Below are 11,945 nucleotides of genomic sequence, written 5' to 3' on the forward strand. Positions count from 1 at the left end.
GCCGGATCTGACGCCGCGGTGGTATCACTGAGATATCGGCAGACGCGCCCCGATGGACGGGGCCAGACCAAGGGAGGAACGATGCTGACAATCGAACAGCTTGACGCGAACGGCAAGACGGTGCAGGGCACGATGGTGACGGCGCCCGGCGGTGAGGGCCATCCGAACATGATCCTCGTGCAGGGCACGAAGGGCTACCTCATGTGCGGGTATCTCAACCTCGCGGCGGCCGACAAGTTCGGCGACGCGGCCGTGCTCGTGGGCGGCGCCGACTTCGCCGCGGTGCTCGCCAACCCCATCAAGGGCATGACCGAGGCCGCGAAGAAGGCCGGAGTGACGGAAGGCATGACGGGCGCCGAGGCCGCCGCCGTGCTCGCCTGAGAAGCCATCGTCGCTACGATTCCCATCCTCGCCCGACTTCACGAGGCGGAATGCACAACGGCGCCCCGCGCACCTGCGCGACGGGCGCCGTTTCCATGCCTGCCGTCCGTTTTCCGTGTAATCGTTCCGGCCATCACTCCATGATGTAGAACTCGTTCTCGTCCAGGTCGGGGTCAAAGAAGCGAAGGAACTCCACGACCTCCGGGGAATGGATCGGCCTCGTGTCACCGCTGCTCTCCTTGCGCACTGTCCGGACCGCTTTCTCCGCCTTCCCCCGCGCATACAGGAGGTAGGACTGCTCCGGGCCCTTGCGCCCGCCGATGCTCCACTTCATGTACCAGCCGTCCTGGTGGAGGATGATCTCGGCGTCCAGCCACCCGAGGAAGGTCTCGAGCATCGTTTTCTTGCCCACGTTGCTGATGCCCTGGGGCTGGTTGAACCTCATCATGTGGTAGTAGACGCTGCGCATCGTCTTGTACGAGCCGAGCACGCGGTCGGCCACCGCACATTCGTCCTTGTATTCGCCGGGCACGCGCTCCTCGCAGCGGTGCCAGTACGTACTGTCATGCTCAAACAGCGTAAGAAGCCTCTCCTCGGCCCTCTTCTCGGCCTGCGCGTCAACGACCGCCACCGTCGGTGCTGTTCCTGGCATACGATTCTCCCTCCCCCATGAAGTCACCGATTCCCCCGCACATCCCGGCCCCCGCCGGACGGACGAATACGGCTCGACTCCATGGACTCTTCACGGCGCGACTGCAATGACCCCCATGGCCATACCCCACTGGCCGACGCCTGACGACGTTTCCGTCGATACCCGACACTCTAAACCGGTGCCGAACGATGCGCAAATCGTCTGAAAACAAGCGGCGTCCGGGGCGCAGAACCCGCCCCGGACGCCGTCATCTCACGCAGTCATGCGCCGCCATCACAACCGCGCCGCAGTCACAGACCGTACTCGCTCGCGATAACCGACCACAGCTCATCCGCCGCCCTGTCGACCTCGTCATTCGTGATGACGACGTCGAATTCGGGCTCGGCCGCGAGCTCCACGCGCGCCGTCTCGAGGCGCTTCGCGCGCTGCTCGGGCGTCTCGGTTCCGCGCGACTCCAGGCGCTTCGCCAGATCCTCGAAAGTCGGCGGCGCAAGGAACACATACACCACGTCGAGACCGAGCTCCTTCGCGCGCTGCCTGACACGGCGCGCGCCCTGCAGGTCGATCTCCACGATGGTGGGGATGCCCGCGTTCATGTGGTCAAGCAGCGGCTTGATAGGCGTGCCGTAATGCGCCATGCCGTGCACAACGGCGGTTTCGAGGAACTCGCCGCGCCTCTCCATGTCCGCGAACTCGTCCTCGGTCACGAAGTGGTAGTCCACGCCATCGGTTTCGCCGGGTCGGCGGTCGCGCGTCGTGGCCGACACGGACACCCATATCTCGGGATGCCGCTCGAGCAGGCGCTTCTCCACCGTGCCCTTGCCCACGGCCGTGGGTCCGGAGAACACGATGAGCCGGCGCCTGGCGCCGCCTGCCGAGGCCTCAGCGGTCCCGTCGTCCGCCGTGGCGGCGGTGTTTGTCGCGCGTGTCGCGGAATCAGTCATTGTTCTTGCCGTCCTCCTGAGCGTCGGAGCGGATGTCCTCGGCTTCCGTCTCGTCGAGTTCCTCGTCCTCGGCCTCATCGACTTCGTCTTCGTCATGCACGATTTCCTCGGCGTCGTCCGCCGAAAGAATCGCGTCACCCACGATATACCCGCCGGCCGTCTGCGGCGTCACGGGCGCGGCGGCGGACGGGGCGCCCGCCGTATCCGACGGTGCGGCGCCCTGCGCGGCAGCCTGTGTGTCGTCCACCGCGACGGCGGCCCCGGACGGGGACGGTGCCCCGGACAGAAGGGCGTCATGTCCGAGGGCGGAACCGGACACGCCGGAACCTTCCGGCGTGTTGCCGGCATCGGCAGATGAAGAAACTCCGTTCGTCGCATCCCCGGCGTCTGCAGCGCCCGCATTTCCCGCGCCCGCCGCAGACGCCGCGGCCATCGTCGCGCCGGAGGGAATGAACACGCCCTGCGACGCACCGTCATCGGACTCTTCCGTGGTATGCGGCGGCGTATGCTGCGCTTGCTCCATGGCACGGCGCACCTCGTCGCCGATCGACGTCACGGCCTTGCCCAGCTCGGCGATATCCGGCCCCTGCGCCGCGATGGAACGCGCCACGGTGACCAGGACGTTGCCGTGCGTGCCGGCGAACACGGTTTTGAGATCCTCGTCGGTGGCGCCCTGCCAGCCGTAGCCCGGAGACAGAATCGGCCCCGTGAACTGCGCGGGATCGACGCCGCCCTCCTTCATCCACTTGCCGATGGACGCGCCGATGATGAGGCCCACGGAACCCATGGACCCGGGGAACTCGGCGTTGTATTTCTGCGCATCCTGCGCAATGCCGTAGGCCACGGTCTGCCCCGCGTACTCGCCGGCCTGGCGGATGGCGGACTGCAGGTGCGCGCCCTCGGGGTTCGGCGTCAGCGAGGCCACGAACACGCCGCAACCGTTGTTCAGTGCATCGTTCACAAGGCCGTCGAGCGAATGGAAGCCGTAATACGGAAGAAGCGTGATGGCGTCGGTCGCCATGGGGCCCTCGGGCTTGAGGTAGGCGTCTGCGATCGAGGAGAGCGTGGTGGGAAGGCCTCCGCGCAGGCAGTCCACGATGGTGATGATATCCATCTGCCGCGCCGCGTACAGGGCGCGTTCGAGCGCCGCGAAGCCCTTGGAGCCGTATCGCTCGAACATCGGCATCTGGAATTTGACGGCGGCGGCCCGGCCCTGCGCGCCCTGCAGCATACGCATGGCAAACAGCTCGGCGCCCTCCGCGTCGATGTTGTAGCCCCAGTCATGCAGGTTCTTGCGGTGCGGATCGATGCCGACGCACAGCGGACCATGCTCCTCCATGGCCGCCGCGAGTCTGAGTCCGAATTCCTGGCGAGGCGAACCGCTTGTTGGCACTGTTTCGTTCATCTGCTCAACTTCTTCCTTGTGTCAGGCCCGTGTCGTGCGAGGCTGGATTCCCTTCCACTTTACGACCTCGCGGGCGCGATTGGCGGCGCGAATCCGATTCTTTCCCGAATTCGCCGCGGGAATACGATTTTCCCGCCCGTCAACGCGCTACCGCGCCCGCCCGCCCCAGGAACACGAAAGGCCCCGCCGGGCACAGCCCAGCGGAGCCTTGTCGGAGCCTGCTACGCAGACGGGACGTCACACCGACGGGTGTCACACCCGTCCGGCACTCCTGCCGTCCGGCGTTCTACTCCCCGTCCGGCGCTTCGGTCGCGGCGGCCGCCTCACGCGCCGCCTTGGCCTCCATCTCGAAGAGCTGCTTGGAGTGCTCCTGGATGCTCATGACCTCGTAGTCGCCGGCCTTGACGGCCTCGATGGCGAGCAGCGCGGCCGAGAACTCGGTGATGGTCGTGAACTGCGGGATATCCGCCGCGATGGCGGCCGCACGGATCGAGTATCCGTCGGCGCGCGAACCGCGGGAGTTCGGCGTGTTGAGAATCAGGTCGATCGTGCCGTCCTCGATCAGCTCCACCACGTTCTTGCCGATGGAACCGGCGGCGTGCGCGACGGGCGCTGAGCCGGTCGGCGTATCCATGCGGCCGCGGATCTTGTCGACGATCTTCGACTGGATGCCGTAGCGGCGCAGCACGGATGCCGAGCCTTCAGTGGCGTACAGGTCGAAGCCGAGCTCCTGCAGACGGCGCGCGATCAGCGGCAGATGGCGCTTATCGGTGTCGTTGACCGACAGGAACGCGTTGCCGCCCTTGGGCAGGCCGCCCTCGTACGCGGCGAGCTGGCTCTTGGCGAAGGCGTGCGGGAAGTCGCGATCGAAGCCCATGACCTCGCCCGTGGAGCGCATCTCGGGCCCCAGCAGCACGTCGACGGTTTTGCCCGCCTCGGTGCGGAAGCGCTTGAACGGGAGCACGGACTCCTTGACGGCGATCGGCTGGCCGGGGCGCATGTCGCCGCCGTCGCCGTGGGCCAGAAGCAGGCCGCGGTCGCGCTGCTGCTGGATGGTCTCGCCGGCCATGAGGCGCGCGGCGGCCTTCGCGATGGAGGTGCCGGTGGCCTTCGACGCGAACGGCACGGTGCGGGACGCGCGCGGGTTCGCCTCGATGACGTACAGCGTGTTGCTCATATAGGCGTACTGCACGTTGATGAGGCCCTGCACGCCCACGCCTTCGGCGATGGCATAGGTGGCCTCGCGCAGACGGCGGATCTGGTCCTGCGAGAGCGTGTTCGGCGGCAGGGAGCACGCGGCGTCGCCGGAATGCACGCCGGCTTCCTCGATATGCTCCATGATGCCGCCGATGTACAGCTCCTTGCCGTCGAACAGCGCGTCCACGTCGATTTCGATGGCGTCGGAGAGGAACTTGTCGATGAGCAGCGGCGAGGCAAGGCGGCCGGAGACGACGGTATCCGCCTTGGCCTCGGCGAGCGCGCGGTTGACGTAGGTTTCGAGCTGCGAATCGTCGTACACGATTTCCATGCCGCGGCCGCCGAGCACGTACGACGGACGCACGAGCACCGGGTAGCCGATGGAGTGGGCGGCCTCGAAGGCCTCGTCGAGGGACAGCGCGGTGCCGTAGCGCGGAGCGTTGAGCTTCTTCTCGGCAAGCACCTTGCCGAACAGCTCGCGGTTCTCCGCCAGGTCGATGGATTCGGGCGAGGTGCCGAGGATCGGCACGCCGGCGGCCTTGAGGCGCGCGGCGAGCGACAGCGGCGTCTGGCCGCCGAGCTGCACGATGACGCCCTTGACCGGGCCCATGGCCTTCTCCGCCTCGTAGATCTCGAGCACGTCTTCGAAGGTCAGCGGTTCGAAGTACAGGCGGTCGGAGATGTCGTAGTCGGTGGAGACGGTCTCCGGGTTGCAGTTGACCATGATGGTGTCATAGTCCTTGCCGAGCTCCTGCACCGCGTGCACGCAGGTGTAGTCGAACTCGATGCCCTGGCCGATGCGGTTCGGGCCGGAGCCCAGGATGATGACGGCCTCGCGCTTGCGCGGGCGCAGCTCGGATTCGTCGGCGTAGCAGCTGTAGTAGTACGGCGTGGCGGCGTCGAACTCGGCGGCGCAGGTGTCGACGGTTTTGTACACCGGGTGCATGCCGAGCTTCCAGCGCAGGGCGCGGATCTCGTTCTCGCCGGCGTCGCCCAGGCCGCGCAGGTGCGCGATCTGCAGGTCGGACAGACCCGCCTGCTTGGCCTTCTTGAGAAGGCGCGGCGTCAGCTCGTCGGCCTCCTTGACCTGCATGGCGGTGGCGTTGATGCCGATGAGCTGTTCGATGAACCACGGGTCCACCTTGGTGGCATCGTAGATCTGCTCGAGCGTGGCGCCGCCCCAGATCGCGCGCTGCAGCTGCTGGTAGCGATGCTCGGTCGGCGTATGCGCGGCCACAAGCAGCTCGGCGGTCTCCTCGACCGTCGGCTTGGGGCCGTCCCAGCTGAACGCCATGTGGCGCTTGTCGATGGAGCGCATGGCCTTGCCGAGGGACTCCTGGAAGTTGCCGCCGAGGGCCATGGCCTCGCCCACCGACTTCATGGAGGTGGTGAGCGTGGTGTCGGCGCCCGGGAACTTCTCGAACGCGAAGCGCGGCACCTTGGTGACCACGTAGTCGATGGTCGGCTCGAAGGAGGCCGGCGTGGACTTCGTGATGTCGTTCTGGATCTCGTCGAGCGTGTAGCCCAGGGCGAGCTTCGTGGCGATCTTGGCGATCGGGAAGCCGGTGGCCTTCGAGGCGAGCGCGGAGGAACGCGACACGCGCGGGTTCATCTCGATGACGATGATGCGACCGGTCTTGGGGTTGACGGCGAACTGGATGTTGCAGCCGCCCGTGTCGACGCCCACGCCGCGGATGATGGCGATGCCGATGTCGCGCAGCTTCTGGTACTCGCGGTCGGTCAGCGTGAAGGCCGGGGCCACGGTGATGGAGTCGCCCGTGTGCACGCCGACGGGGTCGACGTTCTCGATCGGGCAGACGACCACGACGTTGTCCTTGCGGTCGCGCATGAGCTCGAGCTCGAATTCCTTCCAGCCCTCGATGCCTTCCTCGAGAAGCACCTCGTCGGTCGGCGAATAGTGCAGGCCGGCGCCGGCGATGCGGTGCAGCTCCTCGGGGTTATGCGCGATGCCGGAGCCCAGGCCGCCCATCGTGAAGGAGGGGCGCACGACGAGCGGGAAGCCGAGGTCCTCGGCCACGCGGTCGACCTCCTCCATGGAGTGCGCCACTTCGGAGCGGGCGGATTCGGCGCCCGCCTCGTCGACGACCTTCTTGAACAGCTCGCGGTCCTCGCCGCGGTCGATGGCCTCGAGGGAGGCGCCGATGAGCTCGACGTTGTACTTGTCGAGCACGCCGGCCTTGCCCAGCGCCATGGCGGCGTTGAGGGCGGTCTGGCCGCCGAGGGTCGGCAGGAGGGCGTCGGGGCGCTCCTTGGCGATGATCTTCTCGAGAATCGGCACGTCGATCGGTTCGATGTAGGTGGCGTCGGCCATCTCCGGGTCGGTCATGATCGTGGCCGGGTTGGAGTTGACGAGAATGACGCGGATGCCTTCCTCACGAAGGACTCGGCAGGCCTGGGTTCCCGAGTAGTCGAACTCCGCGGCCTGGCCGATCTGGATCGGGCCGGAGCCGATCACCATCACGGAATGGATGTCGGAGCGCTTAGGCATTGGCTTTACCTTCCTTCTTGTTGTTCTTCATAAGGTCGCAGAAACGGTCGAACAGGTAGGCCGCGTCATGCGGGCCGGCCGCCGCCTCCGGGTGGTACTGCACGGAGAAGGCCGGGATGTCGAGGCACTGGAGGCCCTCGACCACGTTGTCGTTGAGGTCGACGTGGCTCACGCGCACGCGGCCGAAGTGGCCGTCGCCGAAGGGGCTGGGCACGGTCTCGCCGATCGGGGCGTCGACGGCGAAGCCGTGGTTATGCGCGGTGATCTCCACCTTGGAGGTGGTCAGGTCCATAACCGGCTGGTTGATGCCGCGGTGGCCGAATTTGAGCTTGTATGTGCCGAAGCCGAGGGCGCGGCCGAGCAGCTGGTTGCCGAAGCAGATGCCGAAGAACGGGTAGCCCGCGTCGAGGATGCGGCGCAGGAGCTCGACCTCCTTGTCCGCGGTGCCCGGGTCGCCCGGGCCGTTGGAGTAGAACACGCCGTCGGGGTTGATGGCCTCGACCTGCTCGAAGGTGGTGCCGGTGGGAACCACGTGCACGCGGCAGCCGCGCTCTGCCATGCGGTGCGGCGTCATGGCCTTGATGCCCATGTCGAAGGCGACCACCTCGTACAGCGGATCCTTGCCCTCGAACTCGCCGCAGGGCTCGACGATGTACTCGCTGGCGGTGCTGACCTCCTGGCCCAGGTGGGCGCCGCTCATCAGCGGCGAGGCCTTGACGGCGGCGAGCATGTCGTCGATCGTGCGCAGGCCGCCGTCCGCGGCCTTGAGCGCGTCGCCGGAGAAGATGCCGGCGCGCATAACGCCCGCGGAGCGCAGATGGCGCACGAGCTTGCGGGTGTCGATGCCGCTCATGGAAACGATGTTGTTGCGCTTGAGGTCGTCCTCGAGGCTGCCGTCGGCGCGCCAGTTGCTGACGTTCGGGCTGGGCATGCGCACGATGTATCCGGCTACCCAGATGCGCGAGGACTCGGGGTCCTCGTCGTTGACGCCGGTATCGCCGATATGCGGGAAGGTCTGCACGACGATCTGCCGGTCGTAGCTGGGATCGGTCAGCGTCTCCTGGTATCCGGTCATGCCGGTGGCGAAGACGATTTCGCCGAGCGTCTGGCCCGTGCTTCCGTACGGGTCGCCCACGTAGACCTGGCCGTCCTCCAACACAAGAACAGCGTCATTCAAGGAATAAGAATCTGCATTCGCGGCTGCAACAGAGTCGTTCACACTCACTATGGCCCCTCGTCGTTGTGGATTATTCTTTACAACTATACGCATTCGCGCGGATAACAACCCGCCGGTGCGGCGCTGGCCCGCCTGTCCCCGTCCCGGGGCGCATGGCCGCGGGGCTCAGGGGCCGGAGGGCAAAAATAAAGACCCGAAGCAACAAGCAACGGGTCTTGGAAATCATCGGTCAGCCTTCCGATTCAACGGACGGTGCATCGCCGGCGGATGTGGGATCCGTCGGTGCGTCATCGGATGCGGGAGCGGACGATGCGGCGGGCGCCGTATCGTCGGCTGTATCGTCGGCGGCTGTTTCGTCAGCAGTATCGTCGGCTGCGGACGGCGCGGGCTCCGTTTCCGACGGCGCGGGTTCGGCGGACGGGGCCGTCAGGTCGGCGTCCCACTCACCCCACTCGTCGCTGGAATCGTCGGCACGGGAATCGTCGGCAACCGAGGAATCGTCGCCGCCGGATGCCGCAGACGCAGCATCGTCGGACGTCGGACGCGACGTCTCGAACTCCTCGTCGGCGTCGTTCTTATGCGTCGACACGGCCGACAGCAGACCGTGCACGAAGGACGGCGAGCCGCCGTCGCTCATCGTCTTGGCCAGGGAAATGGCCTCGTCGATGGCGACGCCGTCCGGCACGTCGTCGTTGTACATGATCTCCCAGGCGCCGATGCGCAGGATGTTGCGGTCGATCACCGACATACGGCCCACCGTCCACTTGGTGGAATAGCGGTTCAGCATGCGGTCGATGGCCTTGCGATGCTCGGCGATGCCACGGCAGATCTCGATCGCGTATTCGGGAAGCGGCGACTGCGTGCCGGAATACGCGATGCGTTCCTCGAGAAGGGACGCGATGTCCTGATTCTTCTCATCTGCCTCGTACAGGGTGTTAAGCGCCCTTTTGCGTGCGGTTGATCGAGCCATTGCTGCCTGGATTCCTGTCTTGCCTCTGTGCTGAGCCTACGATGTCGCTGAGCCTACGTGTCGCTGCGCTGACGTTCCGCGCGGTCCGTGCGGGTCGGATCAGTTCTCGCGGCCGACGTAGGAGCCGTCGGCGGTGTTGATCTTGACCTTGTCGCCCTCGTTGATGAACAGCGGCACCTGGATCTCGGCGCCGGTCTCGACGGTGGCGGGCTTGGTGCCGGCGTTGGAGCGGTTGCCCTGCAGGCCCGGCTCGGTGTGCGTCACGGTGAGGACCACGGAGGCCGGAAGCTCGACGGCGATCGGCGTGCCGTCGTGAGAGGACACGATGCAGTCGGTGCCCTCGAGGAGGTACTTCTCCTGGTCGCCGATGAGGGAGGCCGGAATCATGACCTGCTCGAAGGTGGTCATGTCCATGAACACGAGGTTGTCGCCGTCGCGGTAGGAGAACTGGAGCGTGCTGTTGTCGACGGTTTCGAATTCCATCTTGATGCCGGCGTTGAAGGTCTTGTCAACGATCTTGCCGGAGATGACGTCCTTGATGGTGGTGCGCACGAAGGCAGGGCCCTTGCCCGGCTTCACATGCTGGAACTTGATGACCTGCCACAGCTTGCCATCGAGGTTGATGACGGAACCGTTCTTGATGTCATTGGATGTCTGTGCCACGTTTTCACCTATCAAATATACGGATTGCGGAAAAATGCGTTTTTATTATGCCACGACCCCTAACATTTGCCCGCACGGGCGGTTTTCCGCATGATTGCGCCGGTTTTGGGGTGCGAGCGCGGATGCGGGGATGCGGTGCGGGCGCGGACGCGGGCGGCCTGGATGCATGCGCGGCCGCGCACCGTGCGCAGCGGGGATATCGTATGTCTCTCACAGCGCCGACAGCGCGTTCCACGCCACCGTCGACATAGCCGTGATATTCGCGCGCGCCGTGGCGGAATCCGGCACGCCGCTGCTGAAGATGACGAGCACGTAGTCCGTGGCGCCGCCCGTCCAGATAATCGCCGCGTCGTTCTCCACACCCGTGATCTCGCCGGTTTTGTTCGCCGTCACGGTTCCCGCGGGCACGCCCGCCGGGATCTTCCCGGTCAGCTGCTGCGCCTGGAGCAGCGCCATCATGCGTGCGCTCGCGTCGGCGTTCACGAGCGTGCCGTGGTACACCATCGACAGCAGGCGGCCCACATCGTTCACCGACGTCTGCTTGCGATTCGGGTCTCCCGTCGGCAGGCCGATGAGCTCGCTCATCGTGGTGTCGGTGAAGCCCTGCGACGCGGCGAAGGCGTTCACGGCGGCGAGCCCCGCCTCCGCGCTGCCGCCGCCGAGGATCTCGATGAGGCTGTTCGTGTCGTCGTTCGAGCTCACGGTGATCATCTGCTCGAGGTGGTTCGCGACCTCGGGCGTGTCCGCGAGCGCGCCGCTTTCGATGGCCTGCTCCACGGCGGCCATGACGAAAAGCTTGATGACGCTGGCCGAGTATGTGCTCGAGCTGTTGATGCTTATCGAGTTGCCGTCGGCGAGGGTGGATGCGTATACCGACCACGTGCCGTCGTAGCCGGAGATCATGGAGTTGAGGTCGGCTCTCAGCTCGGCGAGGGCCGCCGTGGTACGGGCGGTGAGAGCCGGATCGGTGGCGGAGTCGGTGGGGTTCGAGGCGACGGGGTCGGTGGGGTTCGCAGCGTCGGTTGCGGCGGCGCCATCGTATGCCATGGCATCCGCGGACGCGCTTGCCTCGGCCTGCAGCGCCGCGTTACGCGAGGCGCGCGCCGACAGTCCCAGACCCGTGGCAAGCACCATGGAAAGGCATACGATTGCCCCGGCGATGCGGAGCGAAAAGCCGTCTTCGCGCCAATGCGACGCATGCGCCGGCGTATGCGCCCCGGATCGGCGCCGATGTCGGGATTCGTCAGCCATCTGCGCCACCCTTTCGCCGCCCGCCCTGCGCGGGACTCCAATCTTCGACTGCATTATACGAACCGGTCCTCCACAATCCGCACCGCCCGCCCTGGCTCCGGCGCCATCTCCGACTGCGCCAACAGTCGGCCTCGCTGGCGCGTGGAGTGCCAGCGAGAGGCTCTGTTGGAGAACAACCGACGCATTCCCAACGATTCCCCCACCAACAGTCCGCCTCGCTGGCGGGCACAGTGCCAGCGAGAAGCACCGTTGGAGAAAAACCGACGCGTTCCCAACGATTCCCGTCCCAACAGTCGGTCTCACTGGCGGACACAGTGCCAGCGAGAGGCACCGTTGACTATCCCATCGTTGAAAACACTCAGCCCTCCCGCCAACAGTCCATCTCGCTGGCGAGCACAGTGCCAGTAAGAGGCACCGTTGGAGAACAACCGACGCATTCCCAACGATTACCCCACCAACAGTCGGTCTCACTGGCGCGTGGAGTGCCACTGAGAGGCACTGTTGACGACCCCGCCGTTGAAAACACTCGCCTCCCGCCCCAACAGTCCGCCTCACTGGCGCGTGGACTGCCACTGAGAGGCACCGTTGGAGAACAACCGACGCATTCCCAACGATTCCCCCACCAACAGTCGGTCTCACTGGCGCGTGGACTGCCACTGAGAGGCACCGTTGACGACCCCGCCATTGAAAACACGGGCCTCTCCCGCCAACAGTCGGTCTTACTGGCGCGTGAAGTGCCAGCGAGAGGCACTGTGCCCGGATCGGGTCGGGAGAATCGTGGAAGAGTGAGGCGGCC

7 protein-coding genes and 2 pseudogenes are annotated in these 11,945 nt (G+C 66.1%); 1 reads left to right on the plus strand and 8 read right to left on the minus strand.

The window, feature by feature from the left end; all coding sequences use genetic code 11:
• The first annotated feature begins 81 nt into the window (after window positions 1-81).
• Entirely contained in the window at window positions 82-381 is a 300-nt protein-coding gene (locus PSRA_RS04845) for a DUF1805 domain-containing protein (RefSeq protein WP_094660778.1), read from the plus strand.
• A gap of 133 nt (window positions 382-514) precedes the next feature.
• Here PSRA_RS04845 and PSRA_RS04850 read toward each other — a convergent pair whose 3' ends face one another.
• The 8 genes and pseudogenes from PSRA_RS04850 to PSRA_RS09665 all read right to left on the minus strand — a co-directional run bounded on the left by PSRA_RS04850 (window position 515) and on the right by PSRA_RS09665 (window position 11,149).
• Window positions 515-1,033: a hypothetical protein gene (locus PSRA_RS04850; protein ID WP_143516331.1), complete on the minus strand. Its 519-nt coding sequence runs from the start codon at window positions 1,031-1,033 to the stop codon at window positions 515-517.
• Between the two features lie 290 nt (window positions 1,034-1,323).
• Complete coding sequence (gene gmk / locus PSRA_RS04855) at window positions 1,324-1,977, minus strand: guanylate kinase (RefSeq protein WP_094660780.1); 654 nt, start codon at window positions 1,975-1,977, stop codon at window positions 1,324-1,326.
• Window positions 1,978-2,488: 511 nt separating this feature from the next.
• A pseudogene (gene pyrF / locus PSRA_RS09575) lies at window positions 2,489-3,382 on the minus strand (orotidine-5'-phosphate decarboxylase); the annotation flags it as partial.
• Window positions 3,383-3,668: 286 nt separating this feature from the next.
• Window positions 3,669-7,088 (minus strand): carbamoyl-phosphate synthase large subunit, encoded by a 3,420-nt coding sequence (carB, locus tag PSRA_RS04865; protein ID WP_094660782.1) that lies wholly within the window; start codon window positions 7,086-7,088, stop codon window positions 3,669-3,671.
• A complete protein-coding gene (gene carA, locus PSRA_RS04870; RefSeq protein WP_420820555.1) occupies window positions 7,081-8,313 on the minus strand; it encodes a glutamine-hydrolyzing carbamoyl-phosphate synthase small subunit in 1,233 nt (410 codons plus the stop codon). The genes carB and carA overlap by 8 nt, the downstream gene beginning before the upstream one ends.
• Window positions 8,314-8,665: 352 nt before the next feature.
• Window positions 8,666-9,235: pseudogene (gene nusB / locus PSRA_RS04875) on the minus strand (transcription antitermination factor NusB); the annotation flags it as partial.
• A gap of 99 nt (window positions 9,236-9,334) precedes the next feature.
• Window positions 9,335-9,898, minus strand: coding sequence for an elongation factor P (gene efp / locus PSRA_RS04880; protein WP_094660785.1), 564 nt, complete (start codon window positions 9,896-9,898; stop codon window positions 9,335-9,337).
• A 210-nt stretch (window positions 9,899-10,108) separates the two neighbouring features.
• Window positions 10,109-11,149, minus strand: a complete 1,041-nt coding sequence (locus PSRA_RS09665) for a serine hydrolase (protein ID WP_143516332.1) — start codon at window positions 11,147-11,149, stop codon at window positions 10,109-10,111.
• Between the last annotated feature and the right edge of the window lie 796 nt (window positions 11,150-11,945).

It is taken from the genome of Pseudoscardovia radai (genome assembly GCF_002259605.1).
Classification (GTDB): domain Bacteria; phylum Actinomycetota; class Actinomycetes; order Actinomycetales; family Bifidobacteriaceae; genus Pseudoscardovia; species Pseudoscardovia radai.

What these genes read in the sequence shown, in the direction of transcription:
- carB (WP_094660782.1), bottom strand. Translation starts at nt 7,088, where the DNA reads ATGCCTAAGCGCTCCGACATCCATTCCGTGATGGTGATCGGCTCCGGC.
- PSRA_RS04850 (WP_143516331.1), bottom strand. Translation starts at nt 1,033, where the DNA reads ATGCCAGGAACAGCACCGACGGTGGCGGTCGTTGACGCGCAGGCCGAG.
- PSRA_RS09665 (WP_143516332.1), bottom strand. Translation starts at nt 11,149, where the DNA reads ATGGCTGACGAATCCCGACATCGGCGCCGATCCGGGGCGCATACGCCG.
- gmk (WP_094660780.1), bottom strand. Translation starts at nt 1,977, where the DNA reads ATGACTGATTCCGCGACACGCGCGACAAACACCGCCGCCACGGCGGAC.
- PSRA_RS04845 (WP_094660778.1), top strand. Translation starts at nt 82, where the DNA reads ATGCTGACAATCGAACAGCTTGACGCGAACGGCAAGACGGTGCAGGGC.